The organism is Hymenobacter terricola, assembly GCF_017921975.2.
GTDB lineage: Bacteria > Bacteroidota > Bacteroidia > Cytophagales > Hymenobacteraceae > Hymenobacter > Hymenobacter terricola.
The window spans coordinates 152,161-170,703 of the sequence record NZ_JAGEMO020000018.1; the positions used below are offsets into that span (position 1 = coordinate 152,161).

General features: G+C 60.7%; 20 protein-coding genes. 13 read left to right on the forward strand and 7 right to left on the reverse strand.

The window, feature by feature from the left end; translation table 11 throughout:
- Positions 1-27: 27 nt before the first annotated feature.
- From J4G38_RS14790 to J4G38_RS14800, 3 genes are all read left to right on the forward strand, one after another.
- Positions 28-1,674 (forward strand): CTP synthase, encoded by a 1,647-nt coding sequence (locus tag J4G38_RS14790; RefSeq protein ID WP_210518655.1) that lies wholly within the window; start codon positions 28-30, stop codon positions 1,672-1,674.
- Between the two features lie 196 nt (positions 1,675-1,870).
- Entirely contained in the window at positions 1,871-3,670 is a 1,800-nt protein-coding gene (yidC, locus tag J4G38_RS14795) for a membrane protein insertase YidC (protein ID WP_210518656.1), read from the forward strand.
- A gap of 175 nt (positions 3,671-3,845) precedes the next feature.
- The gene (locus J4G38_RS14800) at positions 3,846-4,376 is read left to right on the forward strand and encodes a DUF6438 domain-containing protein (RefSeq protein WP_210518657.1); all 531 of its coding nucleotides are present in this window, start codon (positions 3,846-3,848) and stop codon (positions 4,374-4,376) included.
- A gap of 24 nt (positions 4,377-4,400) precedes the next feature.
- Here J4G38_RS14800 and J4G38_RS14805 read toward each other — a convergent pair whose 3' ends face one another.
- Both J4G38_RS14805 and J4G38_RS14810 read right to left on the reverse strand, forming a co-directional pair.
- Positions 4,401-5,243 (reverse strand): alpha/beta hydrolase, encoded by an 843-nt coding sequence (locus J4G38_RS14805; protein WP_226163437.1) that lies wholly within the window; start codon positions 5,241-5,243, stop codon positions 4,401-4,403.
- Positions 5,244-5,271: 28 nt separating this feature from the next.
- Positions 5,272-6,966: an ABC transporter substrate-binding protein gene (locus J4G38_RS14810; protein ID WP_210518659.1), complete on the reverse strand. Its 1,695-nt coding sequence runs from the start codon at positions 6,964-6,966 to the stop codon at positions 5,272-5,274.
- Positions 6,967-7,145: 179 nt separating this feature from the next.
- On the opposite strand from J4G38_RS14810, the gene J4G38_RS14815 reads away from it, so the two are divergent.
- From J4G38_RS14815 to lepB, 7 genes are all read left to right on the forward strand, one after another.
- On the forward strand, positions 7,146-7,955 hold the full coding sequence (locus J4G38_RS14815; RefSeq protein WP_210518661.1) for a ParA family protein: 810 nt from the start codon (positions 7,146-7,148) through the stop codon (positions 7,953-7,955).
- 26 nt (positions 7,956-7,981) lie between these two features.
- Positions 7,982-8,245: a hypothetical protein gene (locus J4G38_RS14820; RefSeq protein WP_210518663.1), complete on the forward strand. Its 264-nt coding sequence runs from the start codon at positions 7,982-7,984 to the stop codon at positions 8,243-8,245.
- A 103-nt stretch (positions 8,246-8,348) separates the two neighbouring features.
- Positions 8,349-8,543 (forward strand): DUF433 domain-containing protein, encoded by a 195-nt coding sequence (locus tag J4G38_RS14825; protein ID WP_210518665.1) that lies wholly within the window; start codon positions 8,349-8,351, stop codon positions 8,541-8,543.
- 84 nt (positions 8,544-8,627) lie between these two features.
- Positions 8,628-9,650 carry a ParB/RepB/Spo0J family partition protein gene (locus tag J4G38_RS14830; RefSeq protein WP_226163438.1) on the forward strand — a complete coding sequence of 341 codons (1,023 nt, stop codon included), beginning with the start codon at positions 8,628-8,630 and terminating at the stop codon, positions 9,648-9,650.
- A 90-nt stretch (positions 9,651-9,740) separates the two neighbouring features.
- Complete coding sequence (locus J4G38_RS14835) at positions 9,741-10,481, forward strand: DUF5683 domain-containing protein (RefSeq protein ID WP_210518667.1); 741 nt, start codon at positions 9,741-9,743, stop codon at positions 10,479-10,481.
- Between the two features lie 98 nt (positions 10,482-10,579).
- Positions 10,580-11,299 carry a 4-hydroxy-tetrahydrodipicolinate reductase gene (gene dapB / locus J4G38_RS14840; RefSeq protein WP_210518669.1) on the forward strand — a complete coding sequence of 240 codons (720 nt, stop codon included), beginning with the start codon at positions 10,580-10,582 and terminating at the stop codon, positions 11,297-11,299.
- A 149-nt stretch (positions 11,300-11,448) separates the two neighbouring features.
- On the forward strand, positions 11,449-12,597 hold the full coding sequence (gene lepB, locus J4G38_RS14845) for a signal peptidase I (protein ID WP_210518671.1): 1,149 nt from the start codon (positions 11,449-11,451) through the stop codon (positions 12,595-12,597).
- Between the two features lie 217 nt (positions 12,598-12,814).
- On the opposite strand, the gene J4G38_RS14850 is transcribed toward lepB, so the two are convergent.
- Positions 12,815-13,477, reverse strand: a complete 663-nt coding sequence (locus J4G38_RS14850) for a uracil-DNA glycosylase (RefSeq protein WP_210518673.1) — start codon at positions 13,475-13,477, stop codon at positions 12,815-12,817.
- A 114-nt stretch (positions 13,478-13,591) separates the two neighbouring features.
- Between J4G38_RS14850 and apaG the strand changes: the two genes are divergently transcribed.
- Together apaG and J4G38_RS14860 are read left to right on the forward strand one after the other, a co-directional pair.
- The gene (gene apaG / locus J4G38_RS14855; protein WP_210518674.1) at positions 13,592-13,978 is read left to right on the forward strand and encodes a Co2+/Mg2+ efflux protein ApaG; all 387 of its coding nucleotides are present in this window, start codon (positions 13,592-13,594) and stop codon (positions 13,976-13,978) included.
- Positions 13,979-14,049: 71 nt separating this feature from the next.
- Positions 14,050-14,829 carry an O-methyltransferase gene (locus tag J4G38_RS14860; protein WP_210518676.1) on the forward strand — a complete coding sequence of 260 codons (780 nt, stop codon included), beginning with the start codon at positions 14,050-14,052 and terminating at the stop codon, positions 14,827-14,829.
- A 21-nt stretch (positions 14,830-14,850) separates the two neighbouring features.
- Here J4G38_RS14860 and kdsA read toward each other — a convergent pair whose 3' ends face one another.
- Together kdsA and J4G38_RS14870 are read right to left on the reverse strand one after the other, a co-directional pair.
- Positions 14,851-15,708 (reverse strand): 3-deoxy-8-phosphooctulonate synthase, encoded by an 858-nt coding sequence (gene kdsA / locus J4G38_RS14865; protein WP_210518677.1) that lies wholly within the window; start codon positions 15,706-15,708, stop codon positions 14,851-14,853.
- A 100-nt stretch (positions 15,709-15,808) separates the two neighbouring features.
- Positions 15,809-16,423: a methyltransferase domain-containing protein gene (locus tag J4G38_RS14870; protein WP_210518678.1), complete on the reverse strand. Its 615-nt coding sequence runs from the start codon at positions 16,421-16,423 to the stop codon at positions 15,809-15,811.
- 125 nt (positions 16,424-16,548) lie between these two features.
- Here J4G38_RS14870 and J4G38_RS14875 point away from each other — a divergent pair, with 125 nt between their 5' ends.
- Positions 16,549-17,499: a hypothetical protein gene (locus J4G38_RS14875; RefSeq protein ID WP_210518679.1), complete on the forward strand. Its 951-nt coding sequence runs from the start codon at positions 16,549-16,551 to the stop codon at positions 17,497-17,499.
- A 462-nt stretch (positions 17,500-17,961) separates the two neighbouring features.
- Here J4G38_RS14875 and J4G38_RS14880 read toward each other — a convergent pair whose 3' ends face one another.
- Together J4G38_RS14880 and J4G38_RS14885 are read right to left on the reverse strand one after the other, a co-directional pair.
- Positions 17,962-18,117, reverse strand: coding sequence for a hypothetical protein (locus J4G38_RS14880; protein WP_210518680.1), 156 nt, complete (start codon positions 18,115-18,117; stop codon positions 17,962-17,964).
- 98 nt (positions 18,118-18,215) lie between these two features.
- Positions 18,216-18,497: a hypothetical protein gene (locus J4G38_RS14885; protein ID WP_210518681.1), complete on the reverse strand. Its 282-nt coding sequence runs from the start codon at positions 18,495-18,497 to the stop codon at positions 18,216-18,218.
- Positions 18,498-18,543: the final 46 nt, after the last annotated feature.

The following is an 18,543-nucleotide window of genomic DNA, read 5'->3' on the forward strand; positions in this document are numbered from 1 at the left end:
CCCTAAGCCGTACTTTTGACCCCCGTCATGCCCGAACGCTCCAACCCCTCCCCCTCCGCGTCGGCAGCGAAATACATTTTCGTTACCGGCGGCGTCACTTCTTCACTCGGCAAAGGAATTGTTTCCGCCTCGCTCGCCAAGCTTTTGCAGGCCCGCGGGTTCCGAGTCACCATCCAGAAGTTCGACCCCTACATCAACATCGACCCCGGTACGCTGAACCCGTACGAGCACGGCGAGTGCTACGTGACCGACGACGGGGCCGAAACCGACCTCGACCTCGGCCACTACGAGCGGTTCCTGAACACGCCCACCTCGCAGGCCAACAACGTCACCACCGGCCGGATTTACGACCACGTCATCCGCCGCGAGCGCGAAGGCGCTTTCCTCGGCAAAACCGTGCAGGTGGTCCCCCACATCACCGACGAAATCAAGCGGCGCATGCTCCTGCTGGGCCAGACTGGCCAGTTCGACGTGGTTATCACCGAAATTGGCGGTTGCATCGGCGACATCGAGAGCCTGCCCTTTGTGGAGGCCGTGCGCCAGCTCCGCTGGGAACTGCCCGAGTACGATTCGCTGGTTATTCACCTCACGCTGCTGCCCTATCTGAAGGCCGCCGGCGAGCTAAAAACCAAGCCCACGCAGCACTCCGTGCGCGATTTGCGCGAAGCCGGTTTGCAACCCGACATTCTCGTCTGCCGCTCCGAGTACCCCATTCCGGCCGAGATGCGGCGCAAAATCGCGCTGTTCTGCAACGTGAAAATCAACTCGGTCATCGAAAGCCTCGACGCCGACAGCATCTACTCGGTGCCGCTGCTGATGCGCAAAGAAGGCCTCGATGAGCGGGTTATCAAGCGCCTGAAACTGACCGGTGGCGCGCAGCATCCTGATTTGGAAGCCTGGAAGGACTTCCTCGGCAAGCTGAAAAACCCCACCGAGGAAGTGACCATTGCCCTCGTGGGCAAATACGTGGAGCTGCCCGACGCCTACAAATCCATCAACGAAGCCTTCGTGCACGCCGGCGCTCAGAACGAGTGCAAAGTCACGGTGCGCAGCATTCAGTCCGACAACATCACCCACGAAAACGTCGCCGCCCTGCTGCACGGCTGCGACGGCGTGCTGGTAGCGCCCGGCTTCGGCGAGCGGGGCTTCGAGGGCAAGATTGCCGCCGTGAAGTACGTGCGGGAGAACAACATTCCGTTCTTCGGCATCTGCCTGGGCATGCAAGTGGCCGTGGTGGAATACGCCCGCAATGTCATGGGCCTGCCCAACGCCAACTCCACCGAGATGGACGCCCTCACGCCCAACCCCGTGGTGGCCATGATGGAAGAGCAGAAAAACATCACCCTCAAAGGCGGCACCATGCGCCTCGGGGCCTACGCCTGCGACCTGCGCCGGGGCTCGAAAGCGGCCAAGGCCTACGCCAAAAACCACATCAGCGAGCGCCACCGCCACCGCTACGAGTTCAACAACGAGTACCTGGCCCAGTTCGAAGCGTCGGGCATGCAAGCCACCGGCACCAACCCCGAAACCGGCCTGGTGGAAGTAATTGAGCTGCCCACGCATCCGTGGTTCGTGGCCGGCCAGTTCCACCCCGAGCTGAAAAGCACCGTGGAAAACCCGCACCCGCTGTTCACGCGGTTTGTGCGCGCCGCCATTCAGCACCGCAAGGGCTGATTCAATGGTCAGCCCTAAAATCTGACGTGCCCCGGTTCTTTGCGTAAAGCAAAAGAGCCGGGGCATCGTTTACGCACCCAGCACCACTTCGCGCTTTTACCGGACGGATTGCCGCGTTCCGCGGCGCTCCACTCGCAATGACAATGAAGCCCGCGTGCGCGCCGTACCTTTGCCCCTTCGCAACCCTTACCAACTAATGGATAAAAATCAAGCAACCGGCCTTTTCCTGATTTCGGCCTTGCTCCTCGTGTACCTGTTCTTCTTCAGCCCGAAGAAGCCGGATGATAAAGCCACCGGCAAAACCCCGCCTGCCACTACGGCCGCCGCCAAAGCCACCGCTGCTGCCGTTCCACCTGCTTCGGTGGCCGCCATTGCCCCGGAAGCCGCCCTCGATTCCACGGCCGGCGTGGTGAAGAACGACAGCCTGACCAACGACAACCTCCGCATCGCATTTTCGAGCCGGGGTGGCCGCATCACGGCCGTGCGCCTGCGCAAGTACAAGACGTTCTTCGGCAAGCCGATGGACTTGTTCGATGCCAAAACGGCCCGCATGGACACCAAATTCCGCACCGTGGACGGCAAAACCGTCAAGTTTTCGGATTTGAATTTCCAGTCCGTTGCCTCCAAGGCGACCGATGGCGCTTCGGTGCTCACCTTCACCGCGCCCGTGGCCGGGGGCAGCATCGTGCAGACGTATTCGCTGCCCGCCAACAGCTTCGAGCTGAAGTACGACCTGCGCCTGAACGGCCTGGAGCGCACCGTGGCCCAGGAACCGCTCACCTTCACCTTCGTGGATGAGGTGCGCCAGACCGAGCAGGACCTCAAGCAAAACCGCAACCACACCACCATCAACCACTACCTGGCCGCCGGCGACCAGGGCGCCCTGGCCGAAGCCAGCGAGAAGCCCGAAGAATTCAAAGCCGCCGGCCCGGTACGCTGGGCCGCCCACAAGCACGACTTCTTCGTGGCCGGCCTCATCGCCGACCAGCAGCCTTTCAGCGGCGGCGCGTTTAATGCCGACGTCAACCTAGGCGATTCCACGACCATCAAAACGCTGAGCACCACGCTCACCCTGCCGGTGGCGGAGGTGGAGCAGGGCCGCGGCCAGTACCGCTTCTTCTTCGGCCCGAACTCCTTCAACCTGCTGAAAAGCGTGGCCCCCGAGTTCGACCGCAACGTGTACCTCGGCTGGGGCCTGTTCCGCTGGGTGAACCGCTTCGTGGTGCTGCCGGTGTTCCACTTCCTGGAGCAGTACATCAGCTCCTACGGCCTGATTATCGCACTTTTGGTGCTGCTAATCAAGCTGGTAACCTGGCCACTGACTTACAAAACCTACGAGAGCCAGGCCCGCATGAAAGTGCTGAAGCCGGAGATTGACGAGTTGAAAGCCAAGTACGGCGACGATGCGACCAAGGTGCAGCAGGAGACGATGAAGCTCTACTCCACCTTCGGCGTCTCGCCCCTGAGCGGCTGCGTTCCCACGCTGCTCACCCTGCCGATTCTGTTCGCCATGTTCCAGTTCTTCCCGAACGCCATCGAGTTGCGCCAGCAGACGTTCCTCTGGGCCAAGGATTTGAGCAGCTACGACGTATTCATCAAGCTGCCTTTCTTCGTGAAATGGTACGGCGACCACGTCTCCATGTTCACGCTGATGATGACGGCCTCCACCCTGCTCATGACCTGGCAGAGCAACCAGACCAACACGGCCATGCAGGGCCCGATGAAGACCTACAGCTACCTGATGCCCATCATCTTCCTGTTCGTGCTGAACAGCTTTGCCGCCGGCCTCACCTGGTACTACTTCGTGTCGAACGTCATCACCTTCGCCCAGCAGGCCATTACCAAGAGCTTCGTGGACGACACCAAAATCCGCGCCCAGCTCGACGCCAACAAAATCAAGAACAAGGACAAGAAGCCCGGTGGCATCCAGGGCCGGATTGCCGATGCGATGAAAGCCGCGCAGGAGCGCGAGGCCCAGGCCAAGCGCAAATCGTAGTCAGAACAATAATAAAAAGCACGTCATGCTTCGGCTACGCTCAGCATGACGTGCTTTTGACGTGCTGTTTTCTGTTAACAATTCTCCATAACCGGCAGAACGAAACCCCAGGCACGGTTTTCGTTCTGCCGGTTTTTTGTTTGCCTACTTTCACCGCTCAATCCTCAAACCCGCCATGCGCTACCTCCCCCTCCTGTTGCTGCTGAGTTTCTTCAGCTTCGCGCTGCCCGCCTGCGCCCAAAAGGCTACGACGACCCAGAAAACCAAGACCAAAAAACTCAGCAAAAAGGCTGTTGCCGCGCAAGCCCGGGCCACGAACGACGCCGCCCCGGTTCTCACCTTTGAGCGCACGCCCTGCTTCGGCACCTGCCCGGCCTATTCCATGAAGGTTTTTGCCGATGGCCGCGTGGCCTACGAAGGCCGCCACGCCGTGCCGATGATGGGACCAAAGGAGTTGAAATTGCCCGCCTCGGCCGTAGCCGATATGCTGCACCAAACGCAGGAAGCTCATTTCGACCAGTTTCAGGCCAGTTACTTGCGCGGCACCACGGACCTGCCCAGCACCATCATCGGCGTGAAGCAGCCCAACGGCCAGTTCAAATCCGTGACGGTGGAAGAAGGCGCGCCGGATAACGTGAAGATGCTGGTTACCTACCTCAGCAACCAGTTTGATGCGCTGGCGCAGCTAAACGGCGCGGAGAAATAACCGGCGGCCAGTGCCGATTTGACCCTAATTCACCTTGCCTGCCCCGGGCTTAAAAACCGTCCGGAAAGCCTTGAGGGCCGCCGGATGATAAATCGTGGCGTGGGTTTCCTGCGGCATGGGCTCGTAGTGCCAGGCGCCGGTGCGGGTGGCTTCGGGGCCGGCGGCTTGTGCCAGCTGGCGCGTGGCCTTAAGGTCGCCCTGGCTGCTGGTGGCCAGGTACACGACGGGCAATGGCTTGCCTGCGGCCCGCACCAACGAGGCGGCCTGCGCGGCGAGTTGGCCGTTGTTCCACCACAGGCTGGGGTCGAATGCGAGGTAGGTATTGAACAGTTTGGGTTCCAGCAGCAGGGTTTCGACCACGAACAGGCCCGCCAGCGACTCGCCCACGATGGCCGTTTCGGCCGTGGTGCGGTAGCGCTGCTTCACCTGCGGCATCAGCTCCTCGCGGATGAATTGCCGGAACGCGGCCGAGCCGCCCACCTTGGGCGCAATTTTCTTGTCCTCGGCGCTGGTGGTGGGGCCCGTCAGGTCGCGCCGGCGCTGCGTGTTTTCGATGCCTACCAGGATGAACGGCCGCATGGTGCCGTTGCCCACCGATACCTGCACCAGGCCCGCCACATGCAGGAAATCCTCCGCCATCCCGCCATCGGGCATGTAGAGCACCGGCAGCCGCAGCGTGGCCGAATCGGCATAAGCCGGCGGCAGATACACATTAATGCGCCGGGTTTCGCCCAGCACTTTGGAGTCGAGCGTGAACGTTTGCCCCATCACCAGCGGGGCGGCCGGGCTCGGGGCTTGCCCGCGCACGCCCGCCGTTCCGGCCAAGGCCACTGCCATCGTTGCCACTACAATTCGCAAATACTGCATAGTCTGGTTTGAGTGAGTTGAGTAGCTGCTACTCCTTCCGCACCCGTTCCAGCAGCAGCTGGTTCATTGGGTTGGGCGTGAGGCCGCGCACGTTGTTCTGCGTCAGGCGTACCACTTCATCGTAATACAGGCTGATAACGGGGCATTCTTCCACGATTATCCGGTCCATGGCCTGGTACAGGGCCGTGCGCCGGGCCACGTCCGGCGTCCGACGGGCCTCGTCGTACAGCTGGTCGTAAGCCGCATTTTTGAAGTGGGTTTTGTCGGGGCCGGCGGGGCTGAAATTGGGGCTGTAGAACAGCGCCAGGTAGTTTTCGGCATCGGGATAATCGCCCAGCCAGCTTTTGGCGAAGAAGGCCACCCGGCCATTGTCCACCAAGTCCTGCTGGGCCGCCGATTGGTTGATGTCAATCTGGACCTGCACGCCCACATCGGCCCACTGCTTCTGCAAATACTCGCCTGTCTCCTTGCGTTCCAGCACCGTGCTGAGGCGCAGGCGGAGCGGGCGCTGCGGCCCGTAGCCCGCGGCGCGGAGCAGCTGCCGGGCCTTTTGCGGCTGGTAGGTGTAGCCGGGCACCAGCTTCTGGGAGAACGACGGCAGCGCGGCCGGCACGAAACCCGAGGTGCCCGCCTGCCCCACCCGGTTGAGGATGTAGGTGAGCATTTCGGGCTTGTTGAGGGCATAGTTGAGGGCCTGGCGCACGCGCTTATCGCGCAGGGCGCGGCCCTGGGTGGCTTGCTCGCCGGTCAGGTTGGCCGAGTCGAGCTGGAAGCCCAGGTATTCGTTGTTTAAGTACGGCACTTTCTGCACCGTGAATTTGCCTTTGAAATCGTCCCGCGTGGTGCCGTCCGGGTTCATTATCAGGTCGCGCGAGCCGGCCCGGATGCCGGACAGGAAGTCCAGCTTGCCCTGCATAAAGGTCAGAAACTCCGTCTTGCGGTCGGCCAGGAAGCTGATGGCCACGGCGTCGAGGTAGGGCAAGCGGCGGCCCTGCTGGTCGCGCCGCCAGTAATTAGGGCTGCGCTCGTAGAGCAGCACGTTGCCCTCGTCCCAGAGCTTGAACCGGAACGGGCCCGTGCCCACCGGATGCTCGCGAAAGTCCTTGCCGTATTTTTCCACGGCCTCGTACGGCACCACATAGGCGTAGGGCATGGTGAGAATGCCCAAAAACGGAATGAACGGCTCCTTCAAATGAATGCGCAGCGTGGAGTCATTCGCCGCCACGAAAGCCGTGTCGCTGATGCTGCCATCGGGCTTCTCCAGGACTTTACCCCGGAAAATCCAGCCGCCGGTGCTGGCCGTAGCAGGGTCCAGAATGCGTTTGAAGGAGTATACGAAGTCGTGCGCCGTCACCACGCGGCCTTTACCAGCGGGAAAAACGTCGCTGTCGTGAAACCGCACGCCGGGCCGCAGCACGAAAGCATACGTTCTGCCATCGGGCGAAATACTGAACGAGCGGGCCAGCGCCGGGCTGGGCAGCAGGGTCGAATCGAGTTCCAGCAAGCCGTTGTAAAGCTGCGCCACGGCCCAGGAATTGGCCTGGTTGCGGGCAAAAGCGGGGTCGAGCGAAGTGAGGGCCTCGGGCTGGTTGTAGCGAAACACGCGGCGCTCGGCGGCGGCGGGGCGGGCCGCGTCGTGGCAGCCGGCCAGCGCGAGCAGGGCCAGCCAGAATCCAAAGGGCTTAGCCAAGGCACGGGCCCAACGAGCCAAAAAAGGGGGCATGTGAACAGGGAAAGAATGTATCTTTGTGCAATGCTACGGCAAAAGTTATTAGTTATTAGTTGGCAGTTGTTCGTTGTTAGTTGTTAGTTAGGAGCCATTGAATGGCCCAGTAACTGACAATGAAGAACCAACCGCCGCCATCCGACAACTGACAACGAACAACTGACAACTAGAGACTCATGGGAAAAATCATCGCGGTAGCCAATCAAAAAGGCGGGGTGGGCAAAACCACTACTTCCATCAACCTCGCGGCGTCCCTGGCCGCCCTGGACTACCGGACCCTGCTCGTCGACGCCGACCCCCAAGCCAACGCCACGTCCGGCGTCGGCTACGACCCCAAGGACATCCAGAACAGCATTTACGAGTGCATGGTGGACGGCATCAACGCCCAGGACATCATCCTGCCCACCAATATTCTGCCCCACCTCGACCTCATGCCCTCCCACATCGACCTGGTGGGCGCCGAGGTGGAGATGATAAACCTGCCCAACCGCGAAGAGAAAATGAAGGAGGCCCTGCGCCCCCTCGCCGAGCAGTACGACTACATCATCATCGACTGCTCGCCCTCGCTCGGCCTCATCACGGTCAACGCCCTCACGGCGGCGCACTCGGTCATCATCCCCGTGCAGTGCGAGTATTTTGCCCTCGAAGGCTTGGGTAAGCTCCTGAATACCATCAAAATCATCCAGAGCCGTCTCAACACCGAGCTCGAAATCGAAGGCATCCTGCTCACGATGTACGACGTGCGCCTGCGCCTCTCCAACCAGGTGGTGGAGGAAGTGCGCATGCACTTCCAGCAGCTGGCCTTCGACACCATCATCCCCCGCAACGTGAAGCTGAGCGAGTCGCCCAGCTTCGGCATCCCCGTCATCCTGCACGACGCCGAAAGCAAAGGCTCCATCAGCTACCTCAACCTGGCCCGCGAAATCGTGGAGAAGAACAGCGTGGAAGCGCGGCCCGAAGAAACGGCTGAAGACGAGCGGATTTAGAGCGTTGACTTTATTCGGTTCTGATTATGATTGATAAACGGACCGCCCCAGTCGCTTGGTCAACCTTGATGTATGAGCTAGAAGATGCGCAAGAGCATCTGATGAACTTGTGCAAAGAGATGAATTGCAACAGCGAATACAGCGATATTGAATTCCAAATCGATATCGCTCACATCTATTCCCATCTGAATCGGGCCTGGAATGGAAGAAACGCTACGGAGAAACAGTCAGATGATGAGGTCCTATGGCGCCAGTGGAGTCAATTCCCGACTGATATTGAGCCGCTGTAACCGAAAGCAGCTTTGACCACAGCCCCGGCGGGGCGGCATTTGTTGAACAGGTGCCGCCCCGCCGGGGCTTTACAAAAGCACAAGTCCGTAACTTACTGTCCATATGTACACCTCGCCAGACCATCCGTTGATTGGCATTGACCCGGAAATCCGGTTCGGCCGGGCGTGCATTATCGGCACCCGAATCAGTGTGGACGATGTGCTGGGCTGGCTGGGCAACGCCGACATTATTGAGGATTTCCCGGAATTGGATGAGGACTTGATTCGCGCCTGCCTGCGCTACGCGGCGGACCACTAACCAGCCTAAGTTTTAAGCTGCACCTCCCGCCCCAAACTTCCCGGCTTGTGCTTCGCCCAACAATCCGTAATTTTGAAGTTCCGTATGCGCCGCACTTTCGGCCAACAGGACCTTGCCGAGATGACCCCAGAGAAGAACGACGAGAAAAACGCGCTGCCCACCCCATCCCAGCTCGTGCCCAAGCGCAAGATTGGCGGCCTGGGCCGGGGCTTGAATGCCCTGATTGAAGGCAGCTACGAGAAAAAGGGCGACCGCCCCGGTCCCGGCGACCGGCTGGTGTCGCACCCCGTCAATTCGGTGGGCTTTATTTCGGTCGACCACATCGAGGCCAACCCCTACCAGCCCCGCACGCATTTCGACCAACAAGCCCTGCAGGAACTGGCCGAAAGCATCAAAATTCAGGGCATCATTCAGCCCGTGACCCTGCGCCAGCTCGGCACCAATTCTTACCAGCTCATTGCCGGCGAGCGCCGCCTGCAAGCCTCCAAGCTGGCCGGTCTGGAGACGATTCCGGCCTACATCCGCAAGGCCGACGACCAGCAAATGCTGGAAATGGCCCTGATTGAGAACATTCAGCGCGAGAACCTGAATGCCATCGAAATCGCCCTCAGCTACCAGCGCCTGCTGAGCGAGTGCAACCTGCGCCAGGAAGAGCTGGGCGACCGGGTGGGCAAAAACCGCTCAACCGTCACCAACTACCTGCGCCTGCTCAAGCTGCCGCCCGACGTGCAAATCGGCCTGCGCGATTCGGAAATCACCATGGGCCACGCCCGCGCCCTCATCAGCATCGACGACCCCAAGCTGCAAGTGGAGCTCTTCCGCAAGATTGTGGCCGAGGAGCTGTCCGTCCGCCGCGTGGAGGAACTGGTGCGCGCCGGCTTCGGCCGGCCCACGGATTCAGCCAGCAACGGCGGCTCAACCAACGGCCCCGCCGCCCAGCCCGTGGTGCCCGCCGCCGAGCTGCGCCGCACCGAGCGCTACCTCGCCGACCGTTTTGGCTCGCGCGTGCAGGTGCGGCCCGGCCCCAAGGGCAGCGGCGAAATCAAAATCGCCTTCGATTCGGTGGAGGACATGCAGCGGATTCTGCATATTCTGCAGCCGTCGTAGCGGCAGCCGGTGGCCGGCGATACCGCGCCCGGCGGCTCCATTCCATGTCAAACACGCTAAAAACCGGCGCTTTCCGTTAGCAGGTTTGTTATGAACAGATTGTATTCCCGCTTCGCGATTTTGCTGGCCCTGGCCGGCTGGCTGCTGGCCGGCCCGGCCGCACAAGCCCAGGTTTTCACCCCCACCACCCCGACCGTTATCCGCCCCGATACCACTGAGCGCCGGGAGGTGGTGGTGTCGCCCCAGGCCAAGAGAAGCAAAGCTGCGGCCGATTCGGCCAAGCGCACCGAGCACATGTTCCGGGCCTTCGGCTACAAAGGCATCCGCCTGACGCGGCCGGGCAAAGCCGCGCTGCTGGCCGCGATTTTGCCGGGCTCCGGCCAGATTTATAACCGGGCGTGGTGGAAACTCCCCTTGGTGTATGGCGGATTGGGCGGCGTGATTTACGGCGAATACTTCTACCAAAAAGGCTACCGGGAGTTCGCCGATGCCTACAATCACATCACGGAAAGGCAGGACAACCCGGTTACGGGCGCCAAATTCAAGATTGGCGACCAGGAATTGGGCTCCCGCGCCAAGCTATCGAACAGCGTGGAGGCACTCAATACCGGCGTGGTGGCCTATCGCGGCTCCCGTGACATTTTCTACCTCTACACCGGCCTCGTTTACGGCCTGCAAATTGTTGATGCCCTGGTGGATGCCCACCTCAAAAACTTCGACGTGAGCGACGACCTGACCTTCCACTGGGAGCCCACACTGATGGCCGTGCCCGGCCAGGCTTCTGCCCTGCCCACCGCGCCGGGCCTGCTCTTCGCCCTGAAGGTTAAATAGCGGCTTTACGCGACGGCTAAGGCCGGACGGTGCCGGCCAAGCCAGAAACCCAGGCGGCCACCACCAAGCCTCAACCTCCTGATTAACTACCTATTCGCATGAAAATTCTACTCATTGGTTACGGCAAAATGGGCCAGACCATTGGCGCGCTGGCGGCCCAGCGCGGCCACGAGATTGCCGGCATTGTGGACCTGCACGCCAGCCAGGCCACCATTGCCGATTTCACGCCCGCCACGGTCGACGTAGCCATCGAATTCACGCACCCGGATTCAGCCTTTGCCAACGTGATGGCCTGCCTGCGCCAGGGGCTGCCGGTGGTGTGCGGCTCCACGGGCTGGCTGCACCACTTTGAGGAAGCCGCCGCACTCACCAAAGAATTGAACGGAAGTCTGTTCTACGCTTCCAATTACAGCGTGGGCGTGAACCTGTTTTTCCACTTCAACGAGTACATGGCGGCCAAAATGCACCAGTTTGGCGGCTACGACGTGGCCGTGCGGGAAATTCACCACACCCAGAAAATCGACCAGCCCAGCGGCACGGCTCTCACGGCCGCCGAAGGCATCCTGCACCACTTCCCCGGCAAAACCACCTGGCGCAACGCCCCCGCCGAAACGCCCGCCGAACTGGCCATCCTCAGCGAACGCACCGGCGACGCGGTGGGCACGCACATCGTCACCTATACCTCGGCCGTCGATACCCTGGAACTCAAGCACGAAGCCCACAGCCGCGAAGGCTTTGCGCTGGGAGCCCTGCTGGCGGCCGAATGGCTGCCCGGCCGGCACGGCGTATTCGGCATGAAAGAGCTGCTGGGGTTGTAGCCGCTCTGGCGGTTGGCTTTCCACTGCGTTTCTTTGCATGATTTTAGATGCCAGGCCAAGCGGCGGGGCATCCAAACCCTGGTGATTAACTGAACACCGTAGCGCGGCGGTCCGCATGCTGACTACTTCCTACTGGCTACTTCTGATATATGGCTTTGCTCAAAACCGACCCCACCACCGCCCCCCAGGCGCCCAAAACGAAGACCCGCGAGTGGGCCGATTCGCTGATTTTTGCCATCGTGGCGGCCACGCTCATCCGCTGGGCCACGTTTGAGGCTTATACCATTCCCTCGCCCAGCATGGAAGCCTCCCTGCTTGTGGGTGACTACCTGTTCGTGAGCAAGCTGCATTACGGCCCCATCACGCCCCAAACGCCGCTGCAAGTGCCCCTCACCCACCAAACCATCTGGGGCACGGGCCTGAAGAGCTATTCTGACCTCATCCAGCTGCCCACCTACCGCCTGCCGGGCTTCTCCGAAATCAAGCGCAACGACGTGGTGGTGTTTCACGTGCCGTGGGAGGCGCAGTACCCGGCCGATTTGCGCACCAACTACATCAAGCGCTGCGTGGCCGTGGCCGGCGATACCCTCGAAATCCGCGATGCCCAGGTGTACCTCAACGGCAAGCCCGGCGTGGCCCCTCCCGGCCTGCAAACCACCTATTTTATGCAGGTGGACAACCCCAACGACGAAGTGCTGGCCGCCCTGCACGCCCAGGGCGTGGTCGACTATGAGCAGCCCAACGGCATGCCGCAGGCCGTGGCCCAGGCCGATGGCAAATTTGGCTACGCCATCAGCTGCACGAAAGCGGCGCACGATTACTTCGTGAAACAGCCCTACGTGAAGCGGATGGACGTTATTCAGCCCGAAGTGCAGCTGTTTCCCGACGTGGCCGATTTCCGCAATTCCGGAGCCATGAGCGCCACCCCGCGCAAATGGTCACTCGACAGCTACGGCCCGCTGCCCATCCCCAAGAAAGGTCAGACCATCACCCTTTCCCCCGGCAATGCCGCCATTTACTACAAAATAGTGGCCCACTACGAGCACAACGACGGCATTACCTGGAAAGACGGCATGATTTACCAGAACGGCAAAATGCTCACCAGCTACACCGTGAAGCAGAATTACTACATGATGATGGGCGACAATCGCCACAACTCCGAGGATTCCCGCTTCTGGGGCTTCGTGCCCGAAGACCACGTGGTGGGCAAAGCCGTCCTCATCTGGCTGTCCATCGACCCCAACGCCGATTTCTGGCACAAAATCCGGTGGAGCCGCCTGTTCAACATCATCCACTAAAGCGAAAACCACGCTGTCATTGCAAGTGGAGCATTCCGCGCATCAAGCGGAGACGCAACGCAACAACCCGTCCTATCAACGCCACCAGCGCTGAAATGTGATAAGCCCCGGTATTGCTCTTGTTGAGCAGTGCCGGGGCTTATCGTTCTAGAAAGTGTTTGGGTTGTACAGGACGGATTGCCGCGTTTTGCGGCGCTCCGCTCGCAATGGCAAACACCTACCACCTAATCGGCTCAAGCCCTTCACTCACCAGCCAGGCATTGGTCTTGCTGAATGGTTTGCTGCCGAAAAAGCCCTTGTCGGCGGCGAATGGCGACGGGTGTACCGATTTTATTATCAGGTGTTTCCGCTCGTCAATCAACTCGGATTTTTTGCCGGCATACGCGCCCCAGAGAATGAAGACGACGTGTTCTTTCTCTTCCGAAACCTTGCGGATAACCGCATCCGTGAATTCCTCCCAGCCTTTCTTTTGGTGCGAAGCGGGCTCGCTGGCGCGCACCGTGAGGGTGGCATTCAGGAGCAGGACGCCCTGCTGGGCCCAGCGGTCGAGGTTGCCATGGGGCGCGGGCGCGGTGCCGGGAATATCGGCTTGTAATTCTTTGAAAATATTTTGGAGCGATGGCGGCGTGCGCTGGCCTTCCTGCACCGAAAACGACAGCCCGTGCGCCTGATTGCGCCCGTGGTACGGGTCCTGGCCCAGAATCACAACCTTCACCTTGTCGAACGGCGTGGCCGCGAAGGCGTGAAAAATCTGCGGCCCGGCCGGATAGACGGTGGCCGTGGCGTATTCGCCTTTCACAAAGGCAATAAGGCGCTGAAAATACGGTTTTTCGAACTCATCGGCTAGCACAGGCTGCCAGCTTTCGGTTATCTTTACCATTGAGGTTTTGAAGAAAATAAACGGGCTTCCTCGGCGTTCAATAGCCGATTTTGCGTAAAAACAATTTCAGCGGGCGGCTGTTACGCCCGCAGCTACCTTTTAGCTACGACACCTATGCCCACCACCACTACGCAAGGCGTCACCGTTTCGGTTACGACCAATTACCTGCCCGACTACTCCAGCCCCGGCCAGGAGCATTTTGTGTTCGCTTATAAAATTGAGATTCGCAACAACAGCGAGTTCACGGTGAAGCTGTTGCGACGCCACTGGCACATCCACGACGCCAACGGCGTGGTGCGCGAAGTGGAAGGCGAAGGCGTGGTGGGCCGCCAGCCGGTGCTGGAGCCCGGCGAGGCGCACCAGTATGTGAGCGGCTGCAACCTCAAATCCGGAGTGGGCAAGATGCGCGGCACCTACCTCATGGAGCGCCTTGCCAACGGCCAAGAATTCTCGGTCGAAATTCCGGAATTCACCCTCATGGTGCCCTACCGTCTGAATTAGGACCTTTCAAGTAGTAGCAGGATAGTGGGCGGCGGTGCGACCTTTGCGGCTCGTATTTGCCCGCCCGCTTCTTGTTTCAACTCCTCGCTTACCTCCGCTTCTGGCTCCGTTCGGGCAATGCCCACGGGCTGCACTCGCCGTTCGTGTTTGGGCTCTACACCTCGGTGGTGCGGCACACCGGCAGTTTTGGGGCTTACACTGCCGTGGAGGCCCGGCGGCGGCAGCTGCTTACTAGCCGGGAGCGCATCAGCGTCACCGATTTTGGGGCGGGCTCGCACACCGGCGCGGGCCAGCTGCGCCGCGTGGCCGACATTGCCCGTACGGCGGCCAAGCCGCCGCACCTCGCGCAGCTGCTGTTTCGGCTGGTCAATCATTTCCGGCCCGCCACCATTCTGGAGCTGGGCACCTCGCTGGGCCTCACCACCGCTTATCTGGCCGCCGCCGATTCGCGCCACCACGTCGTCACCTTCGAGGGCTGTCCCAATGTGGCCGCCGTGGCCCGCGAAACCTTCGCTATGCTGGAATTGGGCAGCATCGCTATCGTAGAAGGAAATATCGACGACACGCTGGCCCCGGCCCTATTGGCCCTGAAATCACCCGTTGATTTCGCCTTTTTCGACGGGAACCACCGCTACGAACCCACGCTGCGCTACTTCGAGCTGTGCCTGGCGCACCGCACCGAAGAGTCGGTTTTTATCTTCGATGACATTCACTGGTCATCCGATATGGAACGGGCCTGGGAAGCCATCAAAGCCCACCCCGAGGTGATGCTGACGGTGGATTTGTTCTACATCGGGCTGGTGTTCTTTCGGAAGAATCAGCCCAAGCAGCACTTCTCGCTGCGGGTGTAGCGCAAGTGAGCAGGTTCGTGTTTACGGCAGCTGGTTCAACTCCACCTCGCCGGTGTCCTGCAACGCCTGGCGCAGGCGCGTGAGCCGCTGCAACAGGGCTTCCAGCTGGTCGAGGGGCAGCATATTGGCACCGTCGGATAGCGCGGTGGCGGGGGTGGGATGGGTTTCGATGAACAGGCCATCGGCCCCCACTGCGATGGCGGCTTTGGCGATGGTTTCGATGAGGGCGGGCTGGCCGCCGGTCACGCCGCTGCTTTGGTTGGGCTGCTGCAGGGAGTGGGTTACGTCCATCACCACGGGCACGCCGAAGCGGCGCATGGCGGGCAGGTTGCGGAAATCCACCACTAGCTCGGAGTAGCCGAAAGAGTTGCCGCGCTCGGTGAGAATGACGTTTTCATTGCCGGCCTGGCGCACTTTGTCCACGGCAAATTTCATGGCCTCACCGCTCAGAAACTGACCTTTTTTGATATTTACCACCTTGCCGGTTTGGGCAGCAGCGATAAGTAAATCGGTCTGCCGGCACAGGAAAGCCGGGATTTGCAGCACGTCGACGTATTCGGCGGCCAGGGCGGCTTCGGTCGATTCGTGGATGTCCGTCACGGTGGGTACGCCGATTTCGCGCCCTACTTTTTGCAGGATGCGCAGCGCCGTTTCATCGCCGATGCCGGTGAACGAATCGGCCCGCGAGCGGTTGGCCTTGCGGTACGAACCTTTGAAAATGTAGGGAATCCGGAGCTTATCGGTGATGTGCTTGATGCGCTCGGCGATGCGCAGGGCCATGTCTTCGCCCTCGATGACGCAAGGCCCGGCCATGAGAAAGAACTGGCCGGAATTGGTGTGGCGAAAATGCGGGAGGGTGTTGGCGAGAGCGGTGAGCATGGGCTTTGGTATTGAGTAAGAAGTAGTGAGTCATCAGAAAAAGAGGCCGTTAGATTATCAAGAATAACATAACTGCTCTCCATACTTTCTACATACCACTTTATTCTGGTTTCTTTTTCAGACAGATGAAAAGTTCGCGCCCCTGCCGGGGCTTGAGGGAATTGGTGGCAGTTTCGAAATGCCGGAAATCAAAATACGGAGCAAAATAGTCGCGGTATTCGTCTTTGCTGCCGCCAAACGGCGGCTCCTGCACCGGGCCAAAATCGGTATCGAACAGCACGCCCATGAGCGTGCCGCCGGGCCGTAGCAGCGCCGCGCACTGCTGGGCATGCGCGGGCCGCAAGGCAGGGTTGAGGGCGCAAAAAAACGTCTGCTCCACAATTAAATCGTAGGGCGGGTCGTTGGGCAAGGCAAAGAAATCGGCCAGCAGAAGGTGTTCTTTCGGAAAACCGGGCACGCGGGCAGCCAACGCCTCTAGTGCTTCGGGCGCGATATCGGCTACGAATACTTGCTGGAAGCCTTGTTGGTGCAGGTATTCGGCCTCGTAGGCCCGCCCGGCGCCGGGGATGAGGATGCGCGGCTGCTGCACTACATCGAGCTGGTCGAAATAGGCGCGTAGTGGCGGGGTGATGGTGTGGGCATCCCAGCCGTCGCGGCCGGCGGCGTAACGGCCTTGCCAGTAGGCCGCATCGAAGTCTGGGAAAACCGTTTCCATTCAGCCAAAGTATAGTAGAAACTTGCCAGGGGACCAAAGTCCCCTATTTTTACGCCCAAAGGTACGTGCCGCGTCGCGGCAGGCATCTCGAATCTCTCACCCTTTTCTCGCTTAACTATTCCCGTATGGACCCGAACGAAACCCCCGAACCCCGCTCCAACAATAGCCGCGTCCTTCTTTGGGTGGCCCTCGTCCTCGTGCTGCTGGGCATCAACGGCGTCCTGTTCTACCTCAACAACCAGAAGGGCCAGCAGAACGAAGTGCTGACCACCGAAGTGAAAGCCAAAGACAGCAAGCTGCAAGAGCAAATCAAGCAGTACGAAGCTTTAAAGTCTGATTTTGAGCGCCAAAGCCAGGAACTCCAGGCTCTGGGGCTAAGCAACGACTCGCTCGAAGCCAAGATTGCCGGCGTGAATGCGGACCTGCTGAAGCTGCGCTCCTTCAAGGCCGGCAGCTTCTCCATTGCCCAGCAAAACCTGTTTAAGAAGCGCGCTCAGAACCTGGAAAGCCAGCTGCGCAAGAAGGACGACGACATTGCCCAGCTCAAAAAGGACAACGAAACGCTCTACACCGAAACCACCACGCTGAAGGAGAAGCAGAACAAGCTGACCGATACCATCAGCACCGTGGTGCGCAGCAACAAGGAGTTGACGGAGAAAGTGGGCGTGGCCTCGCGGCTGCAATCTGAAAACATAAAAGTGGCCATCATCACCTCCAAAAACAAGGAGAAAGTTGACGAGAAAGAAGAGTTCAAAGCCAAGCGCGTCGAAAAAATCAAGGTCACCTTCAACCTGTCCCGCAACGACGTGTCGCCGAAGGAAACCAAAGCCATTTACCTGCGCATTCTGGAGCCCGATGGCGCGGCCCTCTACAACCTGAGCACCGGCGGCGGCACCTTCACCGTGGACGGCCAGGAAGCCTTCTACACGCAAAAACAGGATGTGGTGTACGACAACACAAAGCAGAAGCTGGAATTTGTGTACGCCAAAGGGGCCGAATACAAGAAAGGCCAGCACACGGTGGAGCTGTACGAAAGCGGCCAGCTGATGGGGAAAACCACGTTCACATTGAAATAGCAACGGTGCGGGCGGACGCCTCCCCCCGGCCCCCTCTCTGAAAAGGAGAGGGGGAGCTAGCCATCAGGAGCAAAACCGGTGCCCCCTCTCCTTTTCGAAGAGGTGGTCAGGGGGTGAGGCGCCTGCCAGAACAGTACCACTTGCACATGGTCGATTGCTGCGTTGCGCCAAAAAAAAGCCGCTCCTGGGAGCGGCTTTTTTTGTGGGCACCGGGCCCTACACGGGCAGGTGGGGCGCAGAGCCGTGAGGGCGGCCACGTAGGCCGCAGCCTCGTCATAGAGCGGCGTGGCGATGTGCAGCTCGTACTTGTGTAGCTCTAAGGTCGTCCTCGCCGTGGCTGTCGGCCTGGCTGGTGAGGCGGCCGATTTCGGACTGCGCGGCCACGATAAGCTTGGGGTTGGTGAGGGTGGCGAGGTCGGCCTGGGCGTCGGTGATGTCGGTGACGAGGCGGGTGGCCTCGGACTAGCGGGATTTGGGAGAGCCCAAGGTTTGGATTCCGACGCCGAGTGTGCCCTTGCGGGCACCGGCCACGTCGCGCTTGAGGGTGAGGGGGGGCAGCATGGCGTCCACGGTGCGCTGGGATTTCACGCCGCTCAGGTCGGGAATGGCAGTAGGCATAAGCTGGAGATTTGGTTGCGATTAGAATTAAAAATAAGGAACTTCCGGGCGCAAGGCACGGGCCGCATCCGGTTCGGCAAGGGCCGGGGGCAGGCCGGTCACAGCGGCGCTCGCGGGGCCGGGCATTTCGGCGGCGCGGCCCCGTTGTGGGTGTGCCACTCGGCGGCGTCCCCTTGCAGCTGCCCCAGCCGCCCCAGCTGGCCCTGGCGCTGGGTGGGGGTGAGCGGGGCGGTAGCTCCGGTGCTGGCCAAGGCAAAGGGCAGGGCCTGGGCCGCGTTCAGGCGGGCGGCTCCGGCGCGGGCGCGGGCGGGCAGCTCGTGCGTGAGCGCCACGGCCAGCACGGCGGCCTGGGCTTGGCAGCGAGCCAGGCGCTGATGCACGGGTTCCCAATCGGCCGGGGGCGGGGGTCGGGCGGGGTGGCCAGCA

What these genes read in the sequence shown, in the direction of transcription:
- yidC (WP_210518656.1), top strand. Translation starts at nt 1,871, where the DNA reads ATGGATAAAAATCAAGCAACCGGCCTTTTCCTGATTTCGGCCTTGCTC.
- dapB (WP_210518669.1), top strand. Translation starts at nt 10,580, where the DNA reads ATGAAAATTCTACTCATTGGTTACGGCAAAATGGGCCAGACCATTGGC.
- J4G38_RS14800 (WP_210518657.1), top strand. Translation starts at nt 3,846, where the DNA reads ATGCGCTACCTCCCCCTCCTGTTGCTGCTGAGTTTCTTCAGCTTCGCG.
- J4G38_RS14880 (WP_210518680.1), bottom strand. Translation starts at nt 18,117, where the DNA reads ATGCCTACTGCCATTCCCGACCTGAGCGGCGTGAAATCCCAGCGCACC.
- J4G38_RS14850 (WP_210518673.1), bottom strand. Translation starts at nt 13,477, where the DNA reads ATGGTAAAGATAACCGAAAGCTGGCAGCCTGTGCTAGCCGATGAGTTC.
- J4G38_RS14825 (WP_210518665.1), top strand. Translation starts at nt 8,349, where the DNA reads ATGTACACCTCGCCAGACCATCCGTTGATTGGCATTGACCCGGAAATC.
- J4G38_RS14830 (WP_226163438.1), top strand. Translation starts at nt 8,628, where the DNA reads ATGCGCCGCACTTTCGGCCAACAGGACCTTGCCGAGATGACCCCAGAG.
- apaG (WP_210518674.1), top strand. Translation starts at nt 13,592, where the DNA reads ATGCCCACCACCACTACGCAAGGCGTCACCGTTTCGGTTACGACCAAT.
- kdsA (WP_210518677.1), bottom strand. Translation starts at nt 15,708, where the DNA reads ATGCTCACCGCTCTCGCCAACACCCTCCCGCATTTTCGCCACACCAAT.
- J4G38_RS14835 (WP_210518667.1), top strand. Translation starts at nt 9,741, where the DNA reads ATGAACAGATTGTATTCCCGCTTCGCGATTTTGCTGGCCCTGGCCGGC.
- lepB (WP_210518671.1), top strand. Translation starts at nt 11,449, where the DNA reads ATGGCTTTGCTCAAAACCGACCCCACCACCGCCCCCCAGGCGCCCAAA.
- J4G38_RS14870 (WP_210518678.1), bottom strand. Translation starts at nt 16,423, where the DNA reads ATGGAAACGGTTTTCCCAGACTTCGATGCGGCCTACTGGCAAGGCCGT.
- J4G38_RS14810 (WP_210518659.1), bottom strand. Translation starts at nt 6,966, where the DNA reads ATGCCCCCTTTTTTGGCTCGTTGGGCCCGTGCCTTGGCTAAGCCCTTT.
- J4G38_RS14805 (WP_226163437.1), bottom strand. Translation starts at nt 5,243, where the DNA reads ATGCAGTATTTGCGAATTGTAGTGGCAACGATGGCAGTGGCCTTGGCC.
- J4G38_RS14820 (WP_210518663.1), top strand. Translation starts at nt 7,982, where the DNA reads ATGATTGATAAACGGACCGCCCCAGTCGCTTGGTCAACCTTGATGTAT.
- J4G38_RS14875 (WP_210518679.1), top strand. Translation starts at nt 16,549, where the DNA reads ATGGACCCGAACGAAACCCCCGAACCCCGCTCCAACAATAGCCGCGTC.
- J4G38_RS14790 (WP_210518655.1), top strand. Translation starts at nt 28, where the DNA reads ATGCCCGAACGCTCCAACCCCTCCCCCTCCGCGTCGGCAGCGAAATAC.
- J4G38_RS14815 (WP_210518661.1), top strand. Translation starts at nt 7,146, where the DNA reads ATGGGAAAAATCATCGCGGTAGCCAATCAAAAAGGCGGGGTGGGCAAA.